The 26,630-nt window shown below is 66.8% G+C and carries 24 protein-coding genes; 16 read left to right on the top strand and 8 right to left on the bottom strand.

Annotated features, from left to right (window positions below):
* The first annotated feature begins 55 nt into the window (after positions 1-55).
* On the top strand, positions 56-796 hold the full coding sequence (locus HF684_RS13985; protein WP_169252951.1) for a TenA family protein: 741 nt from the start codon (positions 56-58) through the stop codon (positions 794-796).
* Positions 797-941: 145 nt separating this feature from the next.
* On the opposite strand, the gene HF684_RS13980 is transcribed toward HF684_RS13985, so the two are convergent.
* From HF684_RS13980 to nadA, 6 genes are all read right to left on the bottom strand, one after another.
* Positions 942-1,466 (bottom strand): DUF1648 domain-containing protein, encoded by a 525-nt coding sequence (locus tag HF684_RS13980; RefSeq protein WP_169252950.1) that lies wholly within the window; start codon positions 1,464-1,466, stop codon positions 942-944.
* A gap of 132 nt (positions 1,467-1,598) precedes the next feature.
* A complete protein-coding gene (locus tag HF684_RS13975) occupies positions 1,599-1,814 on the bottom strand; it encodes a hypothetical protein (RefSeq protein WP_025776844.1) in 216 nt (71 codons plus the stop codon).
* Between the two features lie 151 nt (positions 1,815-1,965).
* A complete protein-coding gene (locus tag HF684_RS13970; protein ID WP_169252949.1) occupies positions 1,966-3,183 on the bottom strand; it encodes a cysteine desulfurase family protein in 1,218 nt (405 codons plus the stop codon).
* A gap of 1 nt (position 3,184) precedes the next feature.
* Complete coding sequence (gene nadC / locus HF684_RS13965; RefSeq protein WP_169252948.1) at positions 3,185-4,036, bottom strand: carboxylating nicotinate-nucleotide diphosphorylase; 852 nt, start codon at positions 4,034-4,036, stop codon at positions 3,185-3,187.
* Positions 4,030-5,673 carry an L-aspartate oxidase gene (gene nadB / locus HF684_RS13960; RefSeq protein WP_169252947.1) on the bottom strand — a complete coding sequence of 548 codons (1,644 nt, stop codon included), beginning with the start codon at positions 5,671-5,673 and terminating at the stop codon, positions 4,030-4,032. Before nadB ends, nadC begins: the two co-directional genes overlap by 7 nt.
* Complete coding sequence (gene nadA / locus HF684_RS13955) at positions 5,673-6,956, bottom strand: quinolinate synthase NadA (RefSeq protein ID WP_169252946.1); 1,284 nt, start codon at positions 6,954-6,956, stop codon at positions 5,673-5,675. Before nadA ends, nadB begins: the two co-directional genes overlap by 1 nt.
* Positions 6,957-7,286: 330 nt before the next feature.
* Here nadA and panB point away from each other — a divergent pair, with 330 nt between their 5' ends.
* The 3 genes from panB to HF684_RS13940 all read left to right on the top strand — a co-directional run bounded on the left by panB (position 7,287) and on the right by HF684_RS13940 (position 10,844).
* On the top strand, positions 7,287-8,282 hold the full coding sequence (gene panB, locus HF684_RS13950; protein WP_211168001.1) for a 3-methyl-2-oxobutanoate hydroxymethyltransferase: 996 nt from the start codon (positions 7,287-7,289) through the stop codon (positions 8,280-8,282).
* The gene (panC, locus tag HF684_RS13945) at positions 8,282-9,190 is read left to right on the top strand and encodes a pantoate--beta-alanine ligase (protein ID WP_169252945.1); all 909 of its coding nucleotides are present in this window, start codon (positions 8,282-8,284) and stop codon (positions 9,188-9,190) included. Before panB ends, panC begins: the two co-directional genes overlap by 1 nt.
* A gap of 211 nt (positions 9,191-9,401) precedes the next feature.
* Entirely contained in the window at positions 9,402-10,844 is a 1,443-nt protein-coding gene (locus tag HF684_RS13940; protein ID WP_169252944.1) for a mechanosensitive ion channel, read from the top strand.
* A 92-nt stretch (positions 10,845-10,936) separates the two neighbouring features.
* On the opposite strand, the gene HF684_RS13935 is transcribed toward HF684_RS13940, so the two are convergent.
* Positions 10,937-11,719, bottom strand: a complete 783-nt coding sequence (locus tag HF684_RS13935; protein ID WP_169252943.1) for a LysE family translocator — start codon at positions 11,717-11,719, stop codon at positions 10,937-10,939.
* A gap of 178 nt (positions 11,720-11,897) precedes the next feature.
* Here HF684_RS13935 and HF684_RS13930 point away from each other — a divergent pair, with 178 nt between their 5' ends.
* From HF684_RS13930 to HF684_RS13890, 9 genes are all read left to right on the top strand, one after another.
* Positions 11,898-12,800 (top strand): LysR family transcriptional regulator, encoded by a 903-nt coding sequence (locus HF684_RS13930; protein WP_169252942.1) that lies wholly within the window; start codon positions 11,898-11,900, stop codon positions 12,798-12,800.
* Positions 12,801-12,935: 135 nt separating this feature from the next.
* On the top strand, positions 12,936-14,069 hold the full coding sequence (locus tag HF684_RS13925; protein WP_169252941.1) for a GuaB3 family IMP dehydrogenase-related protein: 1,134 nt from the start codon (positions 12,936-12,938) through the stop codon (positions 14,067-14,069).
* Between the two features lie 54 nt (positions 14,070-14,123).
* Entirely contained in the window at positions 14,124-15,062 is a 939-nt protein-coding gene (locus HF684_RS13920; RefSeq protein WP_248278953.1) for an SURF1 family protein, read from the top strand.
* 2 nt (positions 15,063-15,064) lie between these two features.
* Positions 15,065-15,502 (top strand): DUF3817 domain-containing protein, encoded by a 438-nt coding sequence (locus HF684_RS13915; RefSeq protein ID WP_169252940.1) that lies wholly within the window; start codon positions 15,065-15,067, stop codon positions 15,500-15,502.
* Positions 15,503-15,611: 109 nt separating this feature from the next.
* On the top strand, positions 15,612-17,195 hold the full coding sequence (gene guaA, locus HF684_RS13910) for a glutamine-hydrolyzing GMP synthase (RefSeq protein WP_169252939.1): 1,584 nt from the start codon (positions 15,612-15,614) through the stop codon (positions 17,193-17,195).
* A 182-nt stretch (positions 17,196-17,377) separates the two neighbouring features.
* Complete coding sequence (locus HF684_RS13905) at positions 17,378-18,034, top strand: biotin transporter BioY (protein WP_169252938.1); 657 nt, start codon at positions 17,378-17,380, stop codon at positions 18,032-18,034.
* Positions 18,031-18,759: an ABC transporter ATP-binding protein gene (locus HF684_RS13900; RefSeq protein ID WP_211168000.1), complete on the top strand. Its 729-nt coding sequence runs from the start codon at positions 18,031-18,033 to the stop codon at positions 18,757-18,759. Before HF684_RS13905 ends, HF684_RS13900 begins: the two co-directional genes overlap by 4 nt.
* Positions 18,756-19,454, top strand: coding sequence for an energy-coupling factor transporter transmembrane protein EcfT (locus HF684_RS13895; RefSeq protein ID WP_248278952.1), 699 nt, complete (start codon positions 18,756-18,758; stop codon positions 19,452-19,454). Before HF684_RS13900 ends, HF684_RS13895 begins: the two co-directional genes overlap by 4 nt.
* Positions 19,455-19,799: 345 nt before the next feature.
* A complete protein-coding gene (locus HF684_RS13890) occupies positions 19,800-20,366 on the top strand; it encodes an isochorismatase family cysteine hydrolase (RefSeq protein WP_169252937.1) in 567 nt (188 codons plus the stop codon).
* 177 nt (positions 20,367-20,543) lie between these two features.
* On the opposite strand, the gene HF684_RS13885 is transcribed toward HF684_RS13890, so the two are convergent.
* Positions 20,544-21,725 carry a glycosyltransferase family 1 protein gene (locus HF684_RS13885; RefSeq protein ID WP_169252936.1) on the bottom strand — a complete coding sequence of 394 codons (1,182 nt, stop codon included), beginning with the start codon at positions 21,723-21,725 and terminating at the stop codon, positions 20,544-20,546.
* Between the two features lie 193 nt (positions 21,726-21,918).
* On the opposite strand from HF684_RS13885, the gene HF684_RS13880 reads away from it, so the two are divergent.
* The 3 genes from HF684_RS13880 (at position 21,919) to HF684_RS13870 (ending at position 26,231) form a co-directional block, all read left to right on the top strand.
* Positions 21,919-22,539 carry a LemA family protein gene (locus HF684_RS13880; RefSeq protein ID WP_169252935.1) on the top strand — a complete coding sequence of 207 codons (621 nt, stop codon included), beginning with the start codon at positions 21,919-21,921 and terminating at the stop codon, positions 22,537-22,539.
* Positions 22,536-23,390, top strand: coding sequence for a tRNA pseudouridine(38-40) synthase TruA (gene truA / locus HF684_RS13875; RefSeq protein ID WP_169252934.1), 855 nt, complete (start codon positions 22,536-22,538; stop codon positions 23,388-23,390). The genes HF684_RS13880 and truA overlap by 4 nt, the downstream gene beginning before the upstream one ends.
* 219 nt (positions 23,391-23,609) lie before the next feature.
* Positions 23,610-26,231, top strand: coding sequence for a 5'-nucleotidase C-terminal domain-containing protein (locus HF684_RS13870; RefSeq protein ID WP_169252933.1), 2,622 nt, complete (start codon positions 23,610-23,612; stop codon positions 26,229-26,231).
* The last annotated feature ends 399 nt before the right edge of the window (positions 26,232-26,630 follow it).

The raw sequence follows: 26,630 nt of genomic DNA, 5'->3' as shown, positions 1-26,630 counted from the left end.
CACGCACTACCACGCCATCCGAACCACCACGTCACACGAGCACAAAGGAGTTTCCATGACCGTCACCTTTACCGCCGGGCCATTGACCACCCAGCTGTGGGATCGCGTCCGCCCCATCATCAAGCAGATCGAAGCTCTGCCGTTCCTCGCCCAGCTCGCCGACGGCAGCCTCGATCCGAAGGCGTTCGTCAACTACATCTCGCAGGACAGCCTGTACCTCAACGGATACGCCAAGGCCATGTCGTTCCTCGCGGCGAAAACCGTCGATCGTGACGAGTCCCGGTTCTGGGCCGGTTCCGCTGCCGAGGCGATCACCGTCGAAGAGGAGATGCATGCAGAGCTGCTCGCCGACGCCCGACTCGCCTCGGCGCTGGAGGAGCTCACCGCGGAAGGCTCCCGATTCAAGGCCTCCCCGACGACGCTGGGCTACGTGTCCTTCCTCGTGGCCACGGCAGCCAGCCGATCCTACGGCGAAGGCGTCGCCTCCGTCTTGCCCTGCTTCTGGGTCTACGCCCACATGGGCAAGGTGCTGATCGACCAGGCCGGCCAGATGTCCGATGACCACCCCTACCGCACCTGGGTGCAGACCTACGACTCACCGGAATTCGACGAATCGACCCGCCACGCCGTGCACATCCTCGAACAGGAACTGGCGAAGGCCCCGAGCGAGGAAGCCGCCCGCATGCGCGCCGCCTTCGAACAGGCCTGCGTGTACGAACTCCACTTCTGGGCGTCGGCCCACGCGATGCAGAACTGGGACGTCTCCGTGTTCCTGCCCCAAGAAGTCACCGTCTGACCCAAGAACCTTGCGCAGGCCCTTCGCCGAGGCGGCCCTGACCTCTGGTCGGTCACCTCGGTGGGTGGGCGGGAGCGTTCCCACCCCTGCGGTCGGGATGGACCGCAGAGTCACCTCGGCGAGGTGGCCGCAGCCGGCGACGTGGTCACCTCGACGGGGTGAGTCTGCGGTAGAAGCGCCAGACGGCGAGTCCCGTGGCGGCGAGGAAGACGGCCGTCGGCACGACGGTCAGCCATTCCGGCATCGTCGCCGAGCGAGCCCCCTCGGTGATGATGACGAGGATGGCTGCGAAGAGCAGTGCGGTGAGTCCGGCGGTGATGCGCAGGAGTTCCATGAGGCAGTCGATGAGGTAGGTCTTGTCGCCGCGCTCGATCCAATAGTCCTTGTGCGGGGCATTGATGAGCGAGATCGGCAGCTTGGCAATCAACGGCCGGATCGACATGAGAGCGGGCAGGCCGAGCCCCACGGGCACGAAGATCCCCAGAAGTCCGGCCTTCGACGTCCAGTCATCGGGCTGACCGCCGGAATCGAAATGGGTGGCCACGGTGTCCGGGGCCAGCCCCCAGAACCAGACGCAGAACCCGAGGAAGACGAGGATCGAAAGGCACGCAAAGATGAGCGCGGCGGTCTCACTCGGTGGGTTCCGATGCGGTTGAGAAGGGGAAGGCATGTTGTCACTCTAACAACAGCTGTGCGCTACTGGCCTGCGGCGATCGTCCGATAGGCACGGCCCCGACTGAGGCGACGGAGGTTCGCCCCGACCGAGGCAACGGAGGTTCGCCCCGGCTGGGGCAGCAGAGCCTCAGGCGCGGGATGCGCCCGAGGGATCCTCCGGGTAATGAGTGAGCGGTCCGAAGGAACCGAGCACATGCCAACCGCGGCGCAGGGCGGTCCAGAGGAGCACATGATCGACCTCGATGAGGGGCACTCGGTCATGCTTCGGGCAGGCGTATCGTCCGATGACGAAGACGATCGTCGCGAACATCACTGCGATCATGAACAGAATCAGAAGATCCATGGCGGCCCCCTCACACCCTGAGACGAATGCTTCTCTTTCAGTCTCGCCCCAAAGTACCGAGAAAGATAGGGGTATCCCACCTGGTGAGCGCGAAGGTGATCAAAAGCACGCCGGAGTGAGACGAAGCTCGCTTCAGCGGCCCCGAATAGCCTCAGGCGAAGCTCGTGGCCAGGCTCTCGGCGGCGGCGATGACGGACTGCGCGGCAGCGCGTCCCTGCTCGCCGGTGATCGAGGAGGGGAAGGTGAAGCGCACACTCGTCTGCGCGACCTCGGCGGCGATCCCCAATGCCGTGAGCACATGAGAGGGCTCGTCGGAGCCGACCGCGCAGGCCGAACCACTCGACGCCGTCACCCCGCGGCGTTCGAGCTCGAGCAGCACCGCCTCTCCGGAGGTGTGCGAGAAGCAGAACGACGCATGGTTCGGAGTCCGAGTCTCCCGGCCGTCAGAGCCGGCCGTGCCCACCGCGCCTGTGAGGAACGCCCCGGGCACGCTGTCGAGAACAGCGGCGATGAACTCATCGCGGACGGCACGGACACGATCGGCGGCCTCACGCCGCTCCGCCTCGGCGAGTTCGAGGGCCGTGGCGAACGCGACGGCCAGGGCCACGTTCTCCGTGCCCGAACGGCGTCCAGACTCCTGCCCGCCGCCGTGGATGAGCGGTTCGACGGGGACGCGGGCGCGGATCGCGGCGACCCCGATGCCCTTCGGTGCACCGACCTTATGCCCGGCCAAGCTGAGCGCATCGACGCCCAACCCGGTCAGCGGCAGCCAACCGGCCGCCTGCACCGCATCCGTGTGGAAAAGGGCGCCGGCGTCATGGGCGATGCCGGCCAAGCTCGGGATGTCGGCGACGGTGCCGATCTCATTGTTCGCATAGCCCACGGTCACGAGCACGGTGTCCGGGCGCACGGCCGCGGCCAGCGCCTGTCCGGTCACGGTCCCATCGGAGGTCGGGGCCACCTCGGTGACGGTGAATCCGTGGACGCGGGCCAGGAACTCCACCGAGGCGAGCACGGCTTCGTGTTCGATGGGGGAGGTGACGATATGACGCCGAGGCGGCACCACAGTCCCGGCCAGACTCTGGGGCTGAGCTCGTCCCTGGGTCTGGTGCCCGAGGGCCATGCCGATGATCGCGAGGTTGTCCGCTTCGGTACCCCCGCTGGTGAACGTGATGTCCGTGGCGCGCATGCCGAGCACTTTCGCCACCCGAGCCCGGGCGTCGGTGAGGGCGTCGGCAGGTCCGCGACCGAACTCGTGATGGCTCGACGGATTGCCGAACGCGCCGGCCAGATACGGCCACGCGGCCTCGAGGGCCTCCCGGCGCACGGGGGCCGCGGCCGCGGTGTCGAGGTAGAGGCGCCCGGTCATCTCAGGCCTCGAGGGTCAGGTCGAGACCGAGATCGATCGCACGGACACTGTGGGTCAGCGCCCCCGATGAGATGACGTCGACGCCGGTGGCGGCGATCTCCGGGATCGTCTCCAGAGTGACATTGCCGCTGGCCTCGACGACCGCACGACCATCGATGAGTGCGACGCCGTCGCGCAGCTGAGCCGGGGTGAAGTTGTCGAGCATGATGACATCGGCACCGCCGTCGAGCACCGCGGGCACCTGGTCGAGTCGGTCGACCTCGACCTCGATCGTCGTCGTATGCGGCAGACGGGCACGGGCGGTGCGGATCGCCTCGGCGACGGACAGCCCGGCACCGGTGAGAACGGCGAGATGATTGTCCTTGGCCATGACCGCGTCGGAGAGTCCGAAACGGTGATTGTGCCCGCCGCCGCAGACCACGGCGTGCTTCTCGAACGCCCGCAGGCCCGGGGTGGTCTTGCGGGTGTCGACGATGCGTGCGCGCCCGGCAGCGGCATCGACAAAAGCGTAAGTCTGGGTGGCGATTCCGCTCATCCGTTGGCAGAAGTTCAACGCGATCCGCTCGGCCTGCAGCACCGTTCGTGCAGGGCCCGCGACCGTGGCAAGTACCTGACCTGCGGTGAAAGAGTCTCCATCGGCAGCGGCGAGGTCGACCGTGACGCTCGGGTCGACGAGGGTGAAGGCGCGGGCGAAGACCTCGATTCCGGCGAGCACTCCGTCTTCGCGGGCACGCAGCTCGGCCCTCGCCGAGGCGGAGGCGGGGATGAAGACCTCGCCGGTGATATCGCCCCAGGGCGCGTCTTCGTCGAGGGCTGTGCGCAGTGCGGAATCGATGGTTGATGCGGTCAGCATGCGGTGGCCTCCTGAAGCAGAGCGGTGGGCGAAGTGGCGGTGGACGGCGCGGTCGTCGTCGACGACGTGAGTGTCGTGTCGGTGCGGGTATGCGCGCCGAGGCTGTGCTCGCGGGCCAGGGCATGCCGAGCCATATGTTCGGCGATGAGGGCGAGATTCGCGGTCTCGAGTGCCTCGACGCGGGCCGCAGCCGGGGCGGTGGGGTGATCATCGGCGTTGTCGGCGCGGTTGGTGGAAGTGCCGGCAATGTGGGGACCGTTGTCGGCACCGTCATTGCGGGCACCGTCACCGAGGCGGTCGAGCAGGGCCCGCAGACCCGCGGCCGTGCGCTCCACACCCAGATGAGCCCAGGTCAGGTCCTGCAGATCGGTTCGTGTCAGTGCCGTCTGGTGGAATGAGTCGAACTGGGGGAGTGGGAGGTTATGGTCTCTGTTGACCGGCAGTGCGTCGATCGCCGCGGCGGCGCGGGCGGCGAAGACTGCGCCCTCGAGCAGAGAGTTCGAAGCCAGCCGATTGGCTCCGTGGACTCCGGTGCACGCGACCTCCCCGACGGCGAAGAGTCCGTCGACGCTCGTGCGACCGTCGCGATCCGTGGCCACCCCGCCCATGAAGTAGTGGGCGGCGGGAGTGACGGGGATGAGGTCCCGGGACAGATCGAGTCCATGAGCAGCCAGACCGGCGGTGATGCTCGGGAACGTCGCCTCCACATCCGGGATGGACCGCGCATCGAGGAAGCACGGACGTCCGCCCTGCACCGCCTGGCGACGGTGCAGGGCGAGAGCGACGACATCACGGGAGGCGAGCTCGGCACGATCGTCGACATCAGCCATGAAGCGGCGGCCCCGCTCATCGAGGAGGAGAGCGCCGGCACCGCGGACGGCCTCGGAGATGAGGAAACCGGGACCCGACAAGGCAGTGGGATGGAACTGGAAGAACTCGAGATCGGCGACCTCGGCACCGGCACGGATGGCGGCGGCCAAACCGTCTCCGGTGGCGGCCGCAGGATTCGTCGTGTGTGCGAAGAGCTGCCCGGCACCGCCGGTGGCCAGCACGATCGCATCGGCGGCCAGGGTCTCGACGCGGCCGTCGCGGAGTACGGTGATCCCGGTGGCTGTGGCGACTTCGGTGGCTCGAGCCGGGCGCTGATTGTCGTCGCTGGTGAGGATGTCGACGAGCATCGTGTCCTCGAACAGGGTGACTCGCCCTGCCGCGACCTCGGTGCGCAGCTTCTGCGCCAGTGCGGTGCTGATCGCCTGTCCGGTCGCATCGCCTCCGGAATGGAAGATGCGCCGGTATGAATGCGCGCCCTCCATTCCTCTGGCCCAGGCTCCGGTCGGGTCGGTGTCGAAGTCCACCCCCGCCTCGGCGAGGGAGACGATCGCGTCCGAACCGGCTTCGCAGAGGGTCCGCACGGCTTCCGGATCACAGTGTCCGGCACCGGCGGTGAGCGTATCGGCGACATGAGCATCGACCGTGTCATCGGGGCCGATGACACCGGCGATGCCGCCCTGTGCCCACTCGGTGTTCGACTCGCCGAGGCGTTCCTTCGTCACGAGCGTGACCGTGTGACGGCCCGACAGGCGCAGTGCCGCGGTCAGCCCGGCGATCCCGGAACCTGCGACGATGACGCGGCTCATCAGATCCGCGGCTTCGCGGCGAGCATCCGTTCCAGGGACACGCGGGCGGGATCGGCCACCTCGGCGTCGACGGAGATATGGTTGACGATCTGACCGTCGATGAGGGATTCGAGGACCCAGGCGATGTAGCCGGGGTGGATGCGGTACATCGTCGAGCACGGGCAGATGACGGGATCGAGGCAGAAGATCTCGTGCTGCGGGTGTTCGGCGGCCAGCCGCTGGACGAGGTTGATCTCTGTTCCGATGGCGAATGTGGTCGGTTCGGTCGCCTCGGCGATGGCCTTCGTGATGTATGCGGTCGATCCGGCCTCATCGGCGGCCTCGACGGTCTCACGCGGGCATTCGGGGTGGACGATGACGCGCACGTCCGGGTGCTCAGCGCGGGCCTTGTCGATCTGCGCCGGGGTGAAGCGCTTGTGCACGGAGCAGAAGCCCTGCCACAGGATGACTCGGGCCTCGCTCAGGGTCTGTTCGTCGTTGTTGCCCAGCGGTCGGGCCGGGTTCCACAGCGGCATCTCGTCCAGACCGATGCCCATGTTCACAGCGGTGTTGCGGCCGAGGTGCTGGTCGGGGAAGAACAGGACGCGCTGTCCGCGTTCGAAGGCCCATTCCAGGACCACCTCGGCATTCGAGGAGGTGCACACGATGCCGCCGTTGCGGCCGCAGAAGCCCTTGATCGCGGCCGAGGAGTTCATGTAGGTGACGGGGATGACCGGGACGCGACCGTCGGCATCGGGTTCGGTGCCGAAGAGTTCGGTCAGCTGCTCCCAGCAGTCCTCGACCTGATCGATGCTGGCCATATCGGCCATCGAACAGCCGGCGGCGAGGTTGGGCAGGATGACCGACTGCTCCGGTTTCGACAGCAGGTCGGCGGTCTCGGCCATGAAGTGGACGCCGCAGAAGACGATGGCTTCAGCCTCCGGATGATTCTGGGCGGCCCGGGCGAGCATGAACGAGTCGCCGATGTAGTCGGCATGTTCGACGACCTCGACCCGCTGGTAGTGGTGGCCGAGCATGACGACGCGATCACCGAGGGCGGCCTTGGCGGCGCGGATGCGGGCGTCGAGCTCTTCAGGCGATGCCTGCTTGTATTCGTCGGGAATGTCGCCCTGACGTGGAGCGGCGACCGGGATCGGGTCGGCCATCGAGGAACCGGGACCGTAGCCGGGGCGTTCGTCGACGTCCCACGGTGCATCGAGCAGCTCCGTCGAGCACATGTCGTCGTTCGCGCCCGAGGCAGAGATGTCCTTGAGGGTGAGTTCGATCGAAGCTGTCGTGGTCATCATCGTCCTTCGCTCGGTGGGTGGAACCCGTGCCTTGCACGAGGTGAAGCCGCCCGAAATGTTTTGCGCACTTGTGCGTTTATTTGTTTGCGCAGATTTGAGCTTAATCCTGGGGGCGGGCAATGTACAACTCGGCGGTCGATGGCTCTGCGCTGTGGCGGTCGATGGCTCTGCGCTCGGGGATGCAATAGGCTGTGGTCTGGCTCGCAATCCGAGTCGATGCGCACTGCGGTGGGCGCCCCCGTGAGAGTCACCGAGGCTTCTGACCGAAGCGTCGGCCTCGCCCCGCCCGCGCCGGCACCGACGACATCGCATATCCGAAGGATTCCCATGCCCGAAGCGGCACACTCGAACCAGTTCACCTCCACGCCCGACACAGACGGGTCCGGCGGCGTGACCCCCGGCAACGCGACAGGCGGCAACGCGGCAACCGACAGCGGGACTGCCGGCGGCAGTGCCCCGACGGGGGCCGCCTCGGCAGAACAGCCGGCGCCGTACGGCGGTCCGGTGTCCGCACCGGCGGCGCCGCCTCGGCGAATCCGGACCCTCGACCTCATCAAAGCCAAGGCCGAAGGCCGGCGGTGGGCGATGCTGACCAGCTACGACCAGTACACGGCGGCCCTGTTCGAACAGGCCGGGGTCGAGGCCCTGCTCATCGGCGACTCCGCGGCGAACAATGTCTACGGCCATGCGACGACCCTGCCGGTCACGGTCGACGAACTCATCCCGCTCGCCCGGGCCGTCGCCTCGGCGACGAGCCGAGCGCTCATCGTCGCCGACCTGCCCTTCGGCAGCTACGAGATCTCCGATGAACAGGCCGTGGCCACGGCCGTGCGCTTCATGAAGGAAGCCGGAGTCCACGCAGTCAAACTCGAAGGCGGGGCACGGATGGCCTCCCGAATCAAGGCGATCACGACGGCGGGCATCCCCGTCATGGCGCACATCGGCTTCACTCCGCAGGCCGAGCACAACCTCGGCGGATACAAGGTCCAGGGCCGCGGCGAGGCCGGCACGGCGCTGCTCGACGACGCCCGCGCCGTCGCCGAGGCCGGCGCATTCTCCGTAGTCATGGAGATGGTGCCTTCCGGGCTGGCCGGCCAGGTCACCGCCGAACTGCCGATCCCGACCGTGGGCATCGGCGCCGGCGCGGACTGTGATGCCCAGGTCCTCGTGTGGCAGGACATGGCAGGCCTGCGCACGGGGAAGGCCCCGCGCTTCGTCAAGCGCTACGCCGACCTGCATTCCGTGCTCACCGAGGCTGTCGGTTCCTATGTCGAGGAAGTGAAGTCCGGGGTGTTCCCCGAGCCCGAGAGGAGCTTCGACTGATGGAGGTCGGCGGCATTCAGGCGCTGCGTCGGTGGCGGGCAGAACAGTCCGGCCGCGTCGGACTCGTCCCCACGATGGGTGCCCTGCACTCCGGTCATCAGGCGCTCATGACTCGTGCCCGATCCGAATCGGATCTCGTCGTGGCCTCGATCTTCGTCAATCCGCTCCAGTTCGGCGCCGACGAGGACTTCGTCCAGTACCCGCGACCGATCGAAGAGGACCTGAAGAGGTGCGAGGAGGCCGGAGTCGACTTCGTCTTCGCTCCGGCGCTCGCGGAGATGTACCCGTCCGCACCCGAAGTGCGGGTCGTCGCCGGGCGCATGGGGGCGGTGTTCGAAGGCGCGGCCAGGCCCGGGCACTTCGACGGCGTACTCACCGTCGTGGCGAAGCTCTTCACCCTCATCGCCCCCGACGTCACGGTCTTCGGGCTCAAGGACATTCAGCAGTTCGTTCTGGTCAAACGCATGATCGCCGACCTCAACTTCGATATCGAGCTCATCGGACTGCCCGTCGTCCGGGACGCCGACGGGCTGGCCATGTCGAGCCGTAACTCCTACCTGGCCGCCGACGATCGGGCCCGGGCCCTGGCGATTCCGCGGGCCCTCGATGCCGCCGCCGAGGCGGCCGAACGGGGCCGTGGAACGACGGGGCCCAGCGCCGGTGGCGGCAGCAGCGGCAGCGGCGGCGGTGGCACGGGTGCGGGCCTGCCCGCCGCTGTCGAGGCAGCCGCACTCGCCGAACTTGAACCGGCGGCCGAGCGCGGCGATCTCGAGATCATCTACTGCAGCCTCGTCGAGTCCGCAACCCTGCAGCCATGCCCACCGGACTTCACAGGGCCCGCACTCCTGCTCGTCTCCGCGACGGTCGGCGGAACTCATCTCATCGACAATCTGCCGCTGGAATTCTGATACGAGATGCGATTGTGATCGGTTTATGACGATTCTGTTGAGCGATCGACATATGCCTATGTAACCGACCGAGATGCGTCGACATCTGTGGTTTCAATTGTCAGCTATCCGTCGCTGGACCCTTGTTCTCAGTGTTCTCTGAGAATAGACTCAAAATCAGCAAGAGGAAACAGAACTTGTCGATTCGCTGAGTTCGAAGGAGATAAGCGACATGCAAGGTATGGATATCTGGTCGGTCCTGGCGAAAGTCGGGCTGGCAATCGTCATTCTCATCGTCACCTGGATTCTCGCCGCCATCGTCAAATGGGCGATCGGCAAACTTGTCACCAAGGTCCCCGCTCTGCAGCGGGACGGAAGCAATGGTCAGCAGATCGGCAAGTCGGTCGGGCAGATCGCCGGACTCGTCATCTGGCTGCTCGGACTCATCGCCGTTCTCCAGCTGTTCAACCTCGATCAGGTGCTTTCTCCGCTGCAGGGTCTGCTCGATGGAATCTTCGGGTTCCTGCCGAACATCATCGGCGCAGGATTCATCTTCTTCATCGGCTATGTCTTCGCGAAGATCGCCAAACAGCTCGTCCAGACCGCGCTCAATGCTGTGGACCTGACGAAGCTGACCTCGAAGTTCCGCTCACTCGGTGACAAAGCCACCGGAGTCGCCGAAGGCACCGGACATGCTCAACCGCAACCCGGCACCACCCAGCAGTACGCCGCACAGGGCCAGCAGGGCGGTCAGCCAGGTATGCCGCCGCAGGGTCAGCAGGGCGTTCCACCGCAGGGCCAGCAGGGTATGCCGCCGCAGGCCGGCCACCCCGGTCACGCGCCGAACCCGAACGCTGAGGCGAACGCGAAGATCTCGAACCTCATCGGCAACCTGGTCTTCGGGATCATCATCATCGTCGTCGCGATCTCGGCGCTGCAGGTCCTCGGCATCAGGGCGATCTCGGAGCCTGCCCAGCAGATGCTCCAGATCTTCCTCAACGCGATCCCGCTCATCATCGCCGCCGGCATCCTGCTGGCCATCGGCTTCGTCATCGCCAAGTTCCTCGGCAATCTGCTCGAGCAGATCCTCCAGGGCATCGGCACCGACAGAGCCATCAACGAGATCGGGATCGTGCCCGAAGGCACCAGCGCTTCCAATGTGATCACCCGTCTCGTGCAGGTGGCCATCATGATCTTCTTCGCGATCATGGCCGCCCGGATGCTCGGATTCCCCGAGATCACGAACATCCTCAACGAGATCCTCGACCTCGGCGGCAGCGTGCTCTTCGGCGCTGCGATCATCGCCGCGGGATTCCTCATCGCCGCGATCATCGGCAAGTTCATTACGAACAACCTCGCGTCCAAGGTGCTGCGCTACTCGGCGATCGCCCTGTTCATCGCGATGGGCCTGCGTTACATGGGCCTGGCGGATTCGATCATCAACCTCGCCTTCGGAGCCGTCGTCATCGGCGGTGCCGCGGCAGCCGCCCTGGCCTTCGGCCTCGGCGGACGTGACGCGGCCGCGAAGATGCTCGACAAGGTCGACCTCGCCGAGGCGGCCGAGAAGCAGAATCCCGACGCCGTGGACAGCTCCACTCCGGGGACCGCAACGCCGACCACCGGAAACGGCGGTGGCAGCGGAAGTGGGGGAGCCTCCTCGGCGAATGAGAGCTGAGTGAGCGTCTGCGCGCCCAACCGAAGGGGGCGGGGCAGCCGAGGATCGACCTCGGGGCCCCGCCCCTTTCGCATGCTCGGGGAGTCCGCGCCTCAGATGGGGATCGCGATGACCGCGATGCCGATGATGAGCAGGATGAGCGTGGAGGCGGCTTCGATGACGAAGTCGGCGCTGCGGTGGGCCATCGCCGATGCGGCGAGGCTGGCCAGGCATGCAAGGACGAGCTGATAGGACAGGAGCACGCCGAGGATCAGTGCGACGAGCACGGTGTAGTCGATGCCGGTCGGGGATGCGGGCACGAGGGTCGGCAGGATCGCGAGGAAGAACAGGCCGACCTTCGGGTTGGACAGCGAGGAGATGATGCCGCGGCGATAGGACACGAACGAGCGCAGGTGGCCCCATGAGGCCGTCTCCATGACCTGGGCGAACTCCGTGACGGGGCCGTCGGGGAGGTCGGGAGTCTCGGAACCGGCGGACGGTCCAGGTCCGGTCGATACAGGTCCGGACGATGCGGGCCCGGTCGACGATGCGGGGGAGACGTCCGCGGTGGGTCCGCCAGCCGCCTCGGCGGCCTTCAGCTCACGGCGCAGGCGAAGGGCCTGCCTGCCGGCGAGGACGCCGAGGAGACAGAGATAGAGGCCGCCGGCGATCTTGAGCACTTGGACGGCGGCAGGGTAGACGGTCAGCAGGGCGGAGACGCCGGTGAGCGCGAGGATCATCCAGATCACGGTTCCCGTGGCCGTGCCGAGCGCATAGACGAGCCCGGCCTTGCGGCGCAGTGAGGACAGGCGGATCGTCAGGATCGTCTCGGGGCCGGGCGTGACAGCAAGCGCCGCCGCGGCTCCGGTGATGGTGAGGATCTCGGGTCCGGTCACGGCACTCCTTCGGGGGCGAGGACGGTCGGCGGGGAGGAAGCATCAGGTGGTCTCCGAAGTCGGCGGAGCCGAGCACTATTCTGCCGGAATCGATCAATCGGGAAAAGCAACTGATCGTGAACGATCATCAGGTCATGCCTAATGATATTCCGGGGGGTCTGCGACTACTCTTGAGGGCATGTGGGATCTCAATCGTCTGCGGGTCTGGCGGGCCGTCGCGGCCACCGGCTCCGTGGTCGCCGCGGCGAAGAACCTCAACTACACCCCGGCGACCGTCAGCCAGCACATCACCACCCTGCAGAAGGCCGTCGGGGCACCGCTCTACCGGCGGTCGGGTCGCGGCATCGAGATCACCGAGCTCGGCCGACGTCTGGCCGATGACTCCGCGGAGGTCTTCACAGCGGTGGGCCGCCTCGACGATCTGGTCGAGGGCTTCCGCAATGTCAGCAGACCCCGGCTGCGGATCGCGGCGTTCACCTCGTTCAACGCGCGTCTGCTGCCGGGCATCATCGACACCGTGGCCCAGGATCATCCGAACCTGCGATTCGATATCCAGCTCAACGAACCGGCGAAGAATCGGCGCGGGCACTGCCTCATCGAAATCCGCGCCGAGGTCCCTCAGGATGGGGAGATCCACCTGCCGGAGATGACGCGCATTCCGCTCTTCGATGATGACTATCGGGTCGTGGTTCCCGAGGGCCACCGGTTCGCAGGCCGCCGGTCCGTGCCGTTCATCGATCTCGAGGACGAGCACTGGGTCGACTACGACATGTGGGCCGGGCCCTCGAGCAAGGTCGTCGACCATGCATGCGCCGCGGCCGGATTCGAACGCAAGAGCTTCGCCGCCTGCGAGGACGACTTCGCGGCTCTGGCATTGGTGGCGTCGCATATGGGCGTCACGGTCCTCCCGCGGCTCTCGACTCTGCAGCTGCCGCCCGGCCTGACCGCCGTCGACCTCACCGACCCCGTCCCGATGCGCCGGGTCGTCATGCACATCCGCGACAAAGACGCGCACTTACCCCACGTCCGTGCCTTCGCCACGGCAGCGGAGCAAGCCGTCGCACCCCACCTCACCCCTTAATTGCTATCCGACGGGGGCCCAGCAACCTCGCGCGAGGTTGCTGGGCCCCCGTCAGGTAGTCCTGGGAGGGGAGATGCGCTGTTCCTCATAGTGGGCTGAGACCGTGTGCGGAGAGCGGTGGGATAGGCTGTTGGGGTGAGTTCTGAAATCGAAATCGGCAGAGGCAAGCGCGGCCGTCGCGCCTATTCGCTCGACGACATCGCCATCGTCCCCGCTCGCCGCACCCGTGACCCCGAAGACGTGTCCCTGAGCTGGCAGATCGACGCCTACCAGTTCGAGCTGCCCTTCATCGGCGCCCCCATGGACTCGGCCATGTCCCCGGAGACCGTCATCGCCCTCGGCCGATTCGGCGGCCTCGGCGTCCTCGACCTCGAAGGACTGTGGACCCGGTACGAGGACCCGACCCCGCAGCTGGCCGAAATCGCCCAGCTGCCGGCCGAGATGGCGACCTCCCGGATGCAGGAGCTCTACTCCGCACCCATCCAGGCCGAACTCATCACCGCCCGCCTCGAGCAGATCCGCGAGGCCGGAGTCACCGTCGCCGGCGCCCTGACCCCGCAGCGGACCCAGGAGTTCTACAAGACCGTCGTCGACGCCGGTGTCGACATCTTCGTCATCCGCGGCACCACGGTCTCGGCCGAGCACGTCTCGACCCACACCGAACCGCTCAACCTCAAGCAGTTCATCTACGAACTCGATGTGCCCGTCATCGTCGGCGGAGCCGCCACCTACACCGCGGCCCTGCACCTCATGCGCACCGGTGCCGCCGGCGTCCTCGTCGGCTTCGGCGGGGGAGCGGCGGCCACGACTCGCAAGACCTTGGGCATCCACGCCCCGATGGCCACGGCCGTCGCCGACGTCCACGCCGCCCGGCGCGACTATATGGACGAATCCGGCGGCCGCTACGTCCATGTCATCGCCGACGGCGGACTCGGCACCAGCGGCGAGATCGTCAAGGCCTTCGGAGTCGGCGCCGACGCCGTCATGCTCGGCACCGCCCTGGCCCGGTCGACCGAAGCCCCCGGCCGCGGCATGCACTGGGGCGCCGAAGCCCACCACCCGGACCTGCCGCGCGGCCACCGCGTGGAACTGGGCACCGTCGGCAGCCTCGAACAGGTCCTCTTCGGCCCCGGCCGCACCGCGATCGGCGAACTCAACCTCGCCGGTGCCCTGCGGCGGGCACTGGCGACCACCGGCTACCTCGACCTCAAGGAATTCCAGCGCGTCGACGTCACCGTCTCGCCCTACCAGACCGGTTCGGTGGTCTGACTGTTCCGCCTGGCACTGACTCCCAAATGGCTGGGGTCCCTGCTCCTCGTCCTGGTGCTCGTCACCTGCTTCGTCGGTCTCTCCGCATGGCAGGTCGACCGAGCCCAGCACAAGAACGACGTCGCAGAATCCTCCGGAGTCGATGAGCTCAAGGACTTCAACGACGTCATGGATGCCCAGGCTCCGATGCCCGGCATCCTCGCCGACCAGCGGGTCAGCCTGTCCGGACACTGGATCCCCGACGCCCAGATCGTCGTCCCCGGCCGCGTCCAGGACGGCGAAACCGGGTATTGGGTCGTCACGATGTTCGCCCCCGACGGGGCCCACCTCGGTGAAGGCATCAAGGCCGCGAACGCTGAGAAGAAGACGATCGCGATCCCCGTCGTCCGCGGTTTCACCACCGACGAGGACACGGCGATGACGTCGGCGGCCCGGGACGGCCAGGTCGAGCTGACCGCTCGGATCGGTCCGATCGAAGGCCCCGTCGAGGGCAATGACCTGCCCGAGGGGCAGGTGCACACGGTCTCGACCTCGCAGATCATCAACCTGTTCCCCGACCTGCTCACCTACTCCGGATTCCTCATTCCCGAAACCGCGGACGGAGCGGCCGCATCGGTGGGCACCGACGGCCTCGAGCAGGTTCCGACCACGACGACGCGCGACGAAGGCGGATTCGATCTGCAGTCGGCGGTCTACGCCCTCGAATGGATCATCTTCGCAGCCATGGCCCTCTACATGTGGTTCCAGCTGCTGCGCGACGACTACTTCCGGCGCCGCCTCGGCGAGGATTCCCAGGAATCGGAGAAGCGCGTCGAGTATGTTGTCGTCAAACCCGCAGGCGACGCGACCATCGACCCCGAGGTGATGTCCGGACTGACCGGACTGCCGGCCCATCGTCACGGTGGACAGAAAACGGGGAAGAAAACCGGGAAGAAGGCCGGAGACAAGCCCGGCCCGACCGACACCGACACTTCCACGACCGGAGGAAACTGAGCGTGAGCGAAGAACACGAGTCCTTGGACTCCCGCCCCGATTTCGACGAGAACGAGGTGTGGAGCGTCAAACGCTTCACCTCGGCCCGCAATGCGCTGAAGTTCTACCGCGTGATGGCCCTCATCACCGGCACGATGCTGCTCATCCTCACGGTCGAGATGATCTACAAGTACCTCATCGCCGCCGACTCGGAGACAGCCCTGAACTTCGGCGGCTTCAACCTCGCCGCGGCCATCGCGATCTGCCACGGCTGGTGCTATGTCGTCTACCTCATCGGCTGCTTCTGGCTCAATCAGCAGATGCGCTGGAGCCTCGGCCGCTATCTCATCCTCGCCCTGGCCGGCGTCGTGCCAGTGATGTCGTTCATCTTGGAGCGCCGCATCCACCGCCAGGTCGACGCGGAGCTCGAAGCCGCCGTCGTCGTCGCCCCCAGGTCCTAGGACAGCATCCACCCTCCCCGAGGCGGCCCGTCGGCTCGTGCGCATCCGCACTGCGAGGGGAGCGCAACCCGAATTCGGGCGTCCGGTCGCCGACGCTTAGAATTGGACCATGACGCAATCCCAGAGCACGCAGGTGCCCCCTGTCCTCGTCGTCGATTTCGGCGCCCAGTACGCCCAGCTCATCGCGCGCCGCATCCGCGAAGCCGGTCTGTACTCGGAGATCATCGCCCACGACGCCCCGGCGTCCGAGTTCGCCGCGAAGAGCCCCGTGGCCATCGTGCTCTCCGGTGGCCCCTCGAGCGTCAATGACGCCGGCGCCCCGAGCTTCGACACGTCCGTGTTCGACCTCGGAGTGCCCACGATGGGCATCTGCTACGGCTTCCAGCTGATGTCGACCGCGCTCGGCGGTCGCGTGGCCAAGACCGATAAACGCGAATACGGATCGACCCCGGTCTCCGTGTCCCAGACCGGAGCACTGCTGGCCGAGACCCCTGGCAACTACAAGGTCTGGATGTCCCATGGGGACTCCGTCGCCGAGGCGCCTGCCGGCTTCGACGTCCTCGCCTCCACTCCTGACACTCCCGTCGCGGCCTTCGAATGCGCGGCGAAGAGGTTCGCCGGCGTGCAGTGGCACCCCGAGGTCCTCCATTCGGAGAACGGGCAGAAGATCCTCGAGAACTTCCTGTTCAACGTCGCCGGCCTCGAAGCCGACTGGACGAACGAATCCGTCATCGACGAGCAGGTCGAACTCATCCGCGCCCGTGTCGGCAACAAGAAGGTCATCTGCGGCCTGTCCGGCGGAGTCGACTCCTCCGTGGCCGCGGCCCTGGTCCACAAGGCCATCGGGGACCAGCTCACCTGTGTCTTCGTCGACCACGGTCTGCTGCGTCAGGACGAACGCGTCCAGGTCGAGAAGGACTACGTCGACTCGATCGGCGTCCGCCTGGTCACCGTCGACGCCCGTGAGCAGTTCCTCTCCCAGCTCGCCGGGGTCACCGACCCGGAGGAGAAGCGCAAGATCATCGGCCGCGAGTTCATCCGCACCTTCGAGACTGCTGCCGCCGACCTCGTGCTCGAGGCCCAGGAGGGCGAGGGCGAAGAGATCGCCTTCCTCGTCCAGGGCACCCTCTACCCCGACGTCGTCGAATCCGGCGGGGGATCGGGCACCGCGAACATCAAGAGCCACCACAACGTCGGCGGCCTGCCCGATGACATCCAGTTCCAACTCATCGAACCCCTGCGCGCCCTGTTCAAGGACGAGGTCCGCGCCATCGGCCGCGAACTCGGCGTCCCTGAGGTCATTGTCTCCCGCCAGCCGTTCCCCGGCCCCGGCCTGGGCATCCGCATCATCGGTGAGGTCACCGAGGAACGCCTGAACACACTGCGCAAGGCCGATGCGATCGCCCGCGCAGAGCTGACGAAGGCCGGCCTCGACGGAGAGATCTGGCAGTGCCCGGTCGTGCTCCTGGCCGATGTCCGCTCCGTCGGCGTCCAGGGCGACGGCCGCACCTACGGCCACCCCGTCGTGCTGCGCCCGGTCTCGAGCGAGGACGCGATGACCGCGGACTGGACGCGCATCCCCTACGATGTGCTCTCCGTGATCTCCAACCGCATCACCAACGAGGTCGACGACATCAACCGCGTCGTCCTCGACGTCACCTCGAAGCCTCCGGGCACCATCGAATGGGAGTGATCCTCCGCGACCGTTGAGAGGTCCCTGCGCACGTGAACGTGCGCACTCCCTCGCCCAGGCGGCCCCGACCGCGACCCCGAATACCGCTCCTGAACACCGTTCAGTTACAGTGGGAGGGTGCTCGGGGCCGCCTCGAGCGTCCCCGACCGCGGTCGGGGAGGATCACGACCAATGGAGTACTCATGACACCGACCCACAGCACCACCTCGGCGGGCATCACCCGTCCTCGCTCGGCCGGCAGCGATATCGCCCTCGTCGCGGTCTTCGCGGCGATGCTCGCCGCCTTCGCCATGATGCCGCCGGTCCCGGTCGGTCCCCTCGGTGTGCCGATCACCCTGCAGACCTTCGCGATCGCACTGTGCGGCATGGTGCTCGGACCCTGGCGCGGCTTCGCCGCCACGCTGCTCTACGTCGTCCTCGGGCTCATCGGACTCCCGATCTTCTCGGGGATGCGCGGCGGAATCGGCGTCCTCGCCGGCCCGAGCGCCGGCTATATCCTCTCCTTCGCCCTCTACGCCCTCCTCGCCGGACTCATCGCCCGCTGGGCCGTGCGTCGCTTCAGCGGAATGAAGCTCGGTGTGGTGCTGTTCCTCGGCGGCTTCGGCGGCAGCCTCCTGCTCAACCACCCGCTGGGCATCCTCGGCATGTCGATCAACGGCGACCTGCCACTCGGCGTCGCCGCGGTCGCAGACCTCGCCTACTGGCCCGGTGACATTGTGAAGAACATCCTGGCCGCCTCGGTGGCGGTGCTCATCCACCGTGCGTTCCCCGATGTGCTGCGTCGTCGCGGCATCAGCGTCGAATCGGTGGCGACCGGTCAGGAGCGGGGCGCGAAGTGACACGTGAGATCCGGTTGAGCGACGTCGGCGTCGGAGTCATCGACGACGGACCCGACGGCGATGTCGTGCGCCCGATCCTCACACACATCACCCTCACCCTCACCGAGGATGTCGTCGCCGTCATCGGCGCCAACGGTTCGGGGAAGTCGACCCTGCTGCAGCTGTTCAACGGGCTGGTCACCGCAAATGCCGGTGAGGTCCTCGTCGACGGTTTCGACCCGCGCTGGCAGCCGGCGAAGGTGCGCTCTCGCGTCGGTTTCGTCTTCACCGATCCGGCCGCGCAGCTGGTCATGCCCACCCCGATCGAGGACATCGAACTGTCCCTGCGCAAGTCCGTGCCCAAGCGTGAGCGGCGGGCCGCGGCCCTGGCGGTGCTCGACGAACTCGGCATCGCCGACCTGGCCGAACGCAGCGTCTACGAACTCTCCGGCGGTCAGCGACAGCTCGTCGCCTTGGCCGCGGTACTCGCGGTCGATCCGCAGATCCTCGTCCTCGACGAGCCGACGACCCTGCTCGACCTGCGCAACAAGGAGCGCCTGCGCGTGCATCTGCAGAACCTCGTGTCCAGGCGCGGGGTGCGCATCATCCTCACCACCCATGACCTCGAGTTCGCGCAGATCGCCCAGCGGGCAATCGTCGTCGACGACGGTCGGATCGCTTGCGATGCCACCCCCGCCGAGGCGGTCGCCGCCTACCGGAACCTCATCATGAGCGATACGCCATGAGTGGGAAACGTCCTGTCGGGGTCGGCGATACCGGCGTTGGTGCCGGTGACACCGGAACGACGTGGCGGAAGCACGCCGGCATCAAGGCCAGGCCGCAGCTCTTCGGGAAGGTGGCGCATCCTCGGGGATGGCTGCATTCGGTGCCGACGGGGGTGAAGTTGGCGGTGATCGCCGTCGTCGGCATCGTCGCGCTCATCTTCCGTGACGCGGTCATCAACTGGTCGATGTTCGCGGTCCTCGTCGTCCTCGGCTTCACCGCCCGGCTGCGGGTGACGCACTTCCTGCGCACATGGATCTATGTGGCGGTGCTCGTGGCCATCGTCATGGGGCTGCAGTACCTCTTCGGGTCCATGGAGTCGGGTCTGGCCGTCGGCGGGACCGTGTTCGCCTGTGTGCAGGCGGCCCTGATCCTCACCCTGACGACGTCGGTAGCTCAGCTGCTCGACACGTTCACGGTGCTGGTCTCGCCCCTGCGGTTCTTCGGTGCGAACACCGAAGCGGTCGCACTGACCGCGAGTCTCATGGTCAGGGCGATCTCCCATATCTCCGGTCTGCTCGGGGAGGCCGAGCGTGCTGCTCGGGCCAGGGGACTGGACTCGAGCATCAAGGCCCGAGTGGTGCCGGCGATCCTGCGGTCGGTGAAATACGCCCAGGACACCGGTCGGGCGCTCGATGCCCGCGGCATCGTCGACTGATCGTCTCCACCGACCGCTCGGCGAGGGGAAGTGTGTATGAGCGGCTTCAAAGTTCTTACGTGGTGATTGTGATCAGTGCGTATGCATCTTGAACCCGCGGGTGCTTCTTTCCCGGAAGTATTGCAATGAGGCTTCAGGTGGTGAGCCGTTCGCACCAGGCCAGTCTGTCAGCCGTGATCTCCTGCGCCAGATCCGTGCACTGAGGGAACAGGCTCGGCGGGGAATCGGCCGGTGAACCCGGAGACCCAGCCCATCTGAAGATCGGTCTCAGCGGATCATCCGGTATGAGGAGTAGCCTCGGCGACAGAGGGAACGACCCCCCCCACCCGAACCGAAGGAGACATGATGACCGGCACCGCGAACACTGTCCTGTTGGCCATGGACTTCCAGAACGGCATCGCAGGCGACGACGCATTCGCCGCGACCGGTGTGCTCGAACGCGCACGGGACGCCGTCGCCGCGGCCCGCAGGCACAACATCCCCGTCGTATGGGTGCGAGTGGCCCTGCGCGAGGGACACCCGGAGTTGGCGGCAACCGCATCGTTCGCGCAGATCGCCGCCCATGGTGACCTCGACGAGGCGCACGCCTCGACGAGCATCCACGACACCCTTGACCGCCATCAGGGGGAACCGATCGTGACGAAGCGCCGCATCAGCGCCTTCACCGGCAGCGACCTCGAAGTGCTGCTGCGCGGCTGCGGGGCGACGTCGCTCGTGCTGGCCGGTGTCGCCACGAGCGGTGTCGTGCTCTCGACGGTGCGCCAGGCTGCCGATCTCGACTTCGAACTCACGGTGCTCTCCGACGCCTGCGCCGACCGCGACCCCGAGGTCCACCAGGTGCTCACCGAGAAGGTGTTCCCCAAACAGGCCAGCGTGCTCACCGTCGCCGACTGGACCGCCGGCCTCAGCTGAGTGCATCGGCTTCTCTGCACCGACCGCTTACCTGCGCGCCGACCGCTCACCTCAGCGGCCCGCGTTTTCGTCGACCGCTCACCTGCGCGCCGACCGCTCACTGTATAACTTGATACAGCGACGGTAAGGTGAGCGGTCGGTGAAAGAGCCGTCGGCGGTCAGGCAGTGTGGGCACTGTCAGAAGGGCAGGGTGTCCTCAAAGCGAGAGTTGACCATCGAGCTGAACCCGCGGCCGAGCACCTGCGGGGAGGGATTCTCGATCGCCCGCGAATAGTGGCCGACGAGCTGCGAGCACACGCTCTTCCAACTCCTCGCCTGCACCTGCTCACGACCAGCGACTCCGAAGGCCCGCCGTTTCGCCTCGTCGCCGAGGAGGTCCGCCGCATGCGCTCGCATGGCCCGCAGGTCCTTCGGGGTGTAGAGCCACCCGGTCCGCGATGAGTCGACGAGGTCGAGCGGGCCGCCCCGGGCGGGAGCGATGACCGGCACCTCGGAAGCCATGGCCTCCTGGATGGTCTGGCAGAAGGTCTCGAGTTCGCCCGGTGCGACCATGAGGTCGAAGCTCGCCACCGCCTGGGCCAGTGCATCTCCGCCGAGGAACCCGGTGAAATGAGCCTCCGGCAGCAGCCGCTGCAGGCGCGTCCGCCAGGGACCGTCACCGACGATGACGACCTTCGCCCCGGGCAGGTCGGTGAGCGCGGCAAGGTCGTCGACCTGCTTCTCCGCGGCCAACCTGCCGACGAAGCCGATGATCTTCTCCCCATCCGGGGCAACGCTTCGACGCCACGCCTCGGACCGGTGAACCGGGTCGAAGCGGGAGGAATCGACCCCACGGGCCCACAGGGCCACCTCGGCGACACCGAGCCCTTCCAGCTGATCGATCGTGTACGACGACGGGGCCAGCGTCAGGGAGGAATGCTGGTGGATATTGCGGACGTGGTTCCACAGCATGGCTTCGATGCCGTGCATGCCGTACCGGGCGGCATAGGCGGGAACCTCGGTCTGGTAGATCGCCACGGTCGGCAGATTGAGCGCCTGGGCGGCCAGCACCCCGCGCCAACCGAGGACGAACGGGCTGGCCAGGTGGACGACGTCCGGGGCGAAACGCTGCAGCAGCCGGCGGATGCGGGTGACGCCGCCGGGAGCCACACGGATGCGCCGATACTTCGGCAAGGCGATCGAGGGAACCCGGACGATGCGGGCGCCTGCGACCTCCTTCGGGCCGTCCCTGCGCGTGCCCGGAGCGATGACGAGGACCTCGTCACCGCGGTCGGCCAGATGGTCGAGGACCCGCAGGAGTGAGTGGGTGACCCCATTCATATTGGGGAGGAAGGATTCTGCAATGATCGCTACTCTCACGATTCCCAGCTAATGCCTGCCGAGTGACGATTGCGTGACCCGAAGGCGACCGGTCGGCGACATCTGGCCGAAATCGGTCCAGCGCACAGACGCCCCGGTGTCCGGGTGGTGGCCTGTTCGCGACGAGTCTGAACCCCGCGTAAACTGAGGTGTCGGAAAAGCTCGCGCAGCACAGGGAACGAGGAGATCGGCCATGGTCTGGTTCATCGTCGGCGGTTGTGTACTCGCCGCCCTCATCGTCCTCTTCGTCGTCCTCATCGTCCTGCGCTTCAATCAGTTGTCCATGGCCCGGTCGCTGTGCGACGAGGCCAGACGCCAGCTCATCGGTGAGATCCGCGCCCGCCACGCTCTCGTACCGGCCTATATCGGCACGCTCCAGCAGATCGCCGGGCAGGACCTGTCCCGGCTCGAACTCGCGCTCGCCTCTGCCGAACGCGCCCCCTTCGACCACCGAGGAGCCGCGGCCGAGAACGCTCTGACCGCCGCCGTCGACGACGCCGCGCTCATCCCCGCGGCGCTGACGGAGAGGTCCCTGACCTCAGACTCTGCCCGGTCCCAGCAGGCAGCGGTCAACGACGAGGTCGACACGACGATCCAGCTGCTGCACGGTCAACTGCAGGTGCTCACCGAACGGATCCTCGCAGGCGCCCGCTTCTACAACACGAACGTCGATCGCTATCACCGGCAGCGGGAGCGACTGGTCTCCCGTCTCTTCGGCGGGGTCTTCAAGCCCCGCGCCCCGTTCACCGAAGCGATCGATGACGACGGCGGGCCCGGCATGGCGGGCCCCGCCTCGGCGAGGATGACTCCATGACCCGCTTCCGCCTCGATCTGGGCTACCGCGGCACGGATTTCCACGGGTGGGCCAAGCAGCCGGGGCTGCGCACGGTCCAAGCCGCCGTCGAATCCGGGCTCGAGCAGATCACCGGCACCGAGGTGGCCACCGTCGTCGCCGGCCGCACCGACGCCGGCGTCCACGCCCGCCGCCAGGTCGTCCACATCGACCTCGGCGATGAGGCGATCGGCAAGCTCATCGGCCAGTCGAATCGACCCGCCGAGGCGGCCCTCCTGTCCCGTCTTCGCGGAGTGCTGATCGCCGGTGAGTTCCACGACGTCGTCGTCCACGCGGTGACAGAGGTGCCCGAGGACTTCGACGCCCGGTTCTCCGCGCTGTGGCGGTCCTATCAGTACCGATTGGCCGACCACCGGTCCTTCATCGACCCGCTGCTGACCCAGGTGACGCCACGGCACAAGGGCGAGCTCGATGCCGAAGCCATGGCCGAGGCCGCGAGCGAGGTCCAGGGACTCCACGATTTCCTGCCGTTCTGCAAACCCCGCGAGGGAGCGACGACGATCCGCACCCTCCATGAGCTGCGAGTCTCGCGCGATCAGGATGCTGTGATCACCATCGATCTGCGCGCCGACGCCTTCTGCCACCACATGGTCCGGGCCCTGGTCGGCGGGTTGATCAAGGTCGGTTCGGGCAGCTGGGACGTGACCCGTCCCGCCGAGCTCATCGCCGAGGCGGACGCCGGGCTGCCCCCGGATGTGCCCATGTTCGTCACTCCTGCCGAAGGACTCGTCCTCACCGAGGTCGGCTACCCGGCACCCGAGGACTACGCGGCTCGGAACGCCCAGACGATGGCCCGCCGCGACCACGAATAGGCCGGGGGTTCGGCGGGTGCGTCGGCCGATGCATCAAGACGCCTTCTATCGCGCAATTCTCGATTATGTGAGAATTCCTCTTTCCAGGTGTGAGAATCCTGTGTAGATTCACATGTAAGTAACTTTCAGTTCGCATTGGCACTGCAGGATGGAATCCGTCTTCATCCCCACCAGCACGGTTGATGTGCGCCTCACTGAACGATCGAAGGAACCGAATACATGTCGAAACTTGTGACCAAAGTGCTGGCTGCAGGCGCCGCAGTGTCGATGCTGACACTGCCCAGCCTCTCACCGGCCATCGCGGCGCCCTCTCTGGGCAACGGAAACTCCACCGACGACAGCGTCACGAAGCCGAGCGAAGCAGCTCCCGCTGACCCCGAGCAGTCGTCGAACGAATCATCCACCGGCGGCAAGTCCGAGACGGCAGAGGACTCCGGCAGCGATGAGCAGGACTCCGGCAGCGCTGCGCAGTCGGCGCCCGAGGGCACCGCGGTCCAGCTGCTCAACATCACCGACTTCCACGGACGCATCTCCGAGGCAGGTACTCAAGTGGCCTCGGTGGTCGAAGAGGAGCGCGCGAAGTTCGGCACCGGCGGCGACAATGCGGGCACCGCGCTGTTGTCGACCGGTGACAACATCGGTGCCTCGACTTACACTTCCTCGTCGCAGAACGACACCCCGACCCTCGATGTTCTCAACGTCATGGGACTCGACGCCTCGGCTGTCGGCAACCATGAATTCGACAAAGGCATCGATGACCTGACGGGACGCGTGAGCGACGAAGCCGATTTCCCGTACTCGGCAGCCAACGTCTACGACAAGGGAACTCAGAACGTCGTCGACGGTCTCGACGAGTACTCGATCGTCGACGTGGCGGGAGTGAAGATCGCCGTCATCGGCGTCGTCACCAAGGACACGACCTCGCTCGTCTCACCGGACGGCATCCCCGACCTCGATTTCGGAGATCCCACGGACGCAGTCAACCGCGTCGCCGACGATCTCGAGAACCTGCCCGAGGATGAACGCCCGGATATGACGGTCGTCGAGGCCCACCTCGGCGCCTCATCGGCTGAGAGCCTCGAGGACGCGGAGGCGTCGAACGCCGAGTTCAAGAAGCTCGTCACAGAGGCCGACGCCTCGGTCGACGCCATGTTCACCGGCCACACCCACATGCCGTATTCCTTCGAAGCGCCGGTGCCGGGAGAGTCCGACCGAACCCGTCCCGTCATCGAAGCCGGCAGCTACGGCGAATACGTCGGGCAGGTGACTATGCGCGTCGACGGCAACGGCGACTGGCAGGCAGGCGGCATCAACCTCATCGAGACCGAAGACAAGAGCTTCGACTCCGAGGTCGTCGACAAGGTCGCCGCCATCGTCAGCGACGCAGAGGACAAGGCCAAGGAGCTCGGCTCCGAGGTCACCGGCACGATCAGCGAGGACATCACCCGCGCGAAGAAGGACGGCGAGGAGGACCGCGGTGCCGAGTCCACGCTGGGCAACCTCGTCGCGGATGCACTCAAGGAAGGCGTCGAGGAGACTCAGCTCGAGGAAGCCGATTTCGGGATCACGAACCCGGGCGGACTGCGCACCGACCTGCTGTGCGATGACATCTACAACACCGAGGACGAGTGCGAAGTCACCGTCGCCGAGCTCAACAGCGTGCTTCCCTTCGCCAACGACCACGGGGTCGTGACGATGAAGGGGTCGGACGTCATCGGCCTCTTCGAGGAGCAGTGGCAGCCCGAGGACGCGTCCCGCCCGTTCCTGCACCTGGGCATCTCCGATGACCTGGACGTCGTCTACGACACGGACGCTGACAAGGGCGAGCACGTGAAGTCCGTCAAGGTCGATGGCAAGGACCTCGACCCGGACAAGGACTACCGGGTCGCGACGCTGAGCTTCCTCGCTGCCGGTGGTGACAACTTCTCCTCCTTCGCCAAGGGCGACTTCGAGCAGTCGGGACTGACCGACTTCGAGACCTGGGAGAACTACTTCAACAAGCACCAGGCCGAGGGCGAGGACGTCACCCCGGACAAGAACGAGCGCCAGGCCGATGCGGCCAAGGACGTCATCGACAGCGGCGACCTCACCGCAGAGCTGACCGGGCCGACATCCATCAAGCCCGGTGAGAGCGCTGAGTTCGCGCTCAGGACGAATGCGAAGTCCGAGGTCGCAGGCCCCATCGACGTCACCGTCGACCTGCCGGAGGGATATACCGCCGAGGTGGCCCAGCAGGCCGGAGCCCAGTCGGCTTCCGCGAAGGCTGCTAAGAGCACGTCCTCTGAGGTCAGCGCCGAGGCGGCCGCCACGACGATCACGCTCGACTCGATTCCGGCGGGGGAGTCCGAGACTCCGGTGACCGTGACCGCGCCGGACGATGCCTCCGGCGAGGTGACCGTGACGGTCAGCGTGCAGGCGAACGCCGATGGTCCGTGGTGGGATGACAACCCGCTGCCGCTGGCTCACGAGTTCGAAGCCACCGCTGCAGTCGGTGACGATGCGAATGCCTCGGCCGGCGACGACGGTTCGGCCGACGGCGGTGCCGCTGACGGCGGAGACAGCGCGGCCGGCGGCAGCGCCGATGGCGGGGACAGCACGGCCGACGGATCCGATAACGGTTCGTCGAATGCCGGCAGCGGAGCCGACGGTTCGAACGCCTCAGCCGACGGCGGTGCGGCCGATGGTTCGGGGGCCGATGCGAACGGTTCGAAGGACGGCGGTGACCTGCCGCGCACCGGCTTCGAGACCGTCAACATCGTCGCTGCGGCCTTGGCGCTCATCGTCGCCGGCACCACCGCGGTCACGATCGTCCGCCGCCGCAAGCTCAGCCTCCAGAGCTGAGTCGGGCTGCTCAGAAACACCTGACGCTCAGGCGAGATCGTCGCCGAGACCGGCGGGGTCGGAGAGTTCTTCTCTCCGGCCCCGCCGTCGTTGGCCCCGCCGTCGTTCGCAGACGCTTTTCGAACGGACAGTCTCCTGCGCGGGGTATCCCTCACCGGTAGCGCAGCACCCGCGCGCTGCTCGCAATATGCGCGATTGCACAGGGGTGTTTTGTCACCGAGGAAGGGGTCTGCGAGGAATGGTGAGTGCAGCGACCAACGGTGACAGATGCGTCGCTGAGGGGCGTTTGGCGCGATGCATCCCACGCCCTGAGCGTCATCTCCACCCGGTAGTCGCACGTCGCACCGGTGCAACGGGGCGTTGTGTCGCTGCGGGGGTGGTTTGCGAGGAAGGGTGGGT

The organism is Brevibacterium sp. 'Marine', from assembly GCF_012844365.1.
Taxonomy (GTDB): domain Bacteria; phylum Actinomycetota; class Actinomycetes; order Actinomycetales; family Brevibacteriaceae; genus Brevibacterium.
The sequence above is the reverse complement of the archived record's forward strand: the minus strand, read 5'-3'. Positions and strand labels throughout refer to the sequence as shown.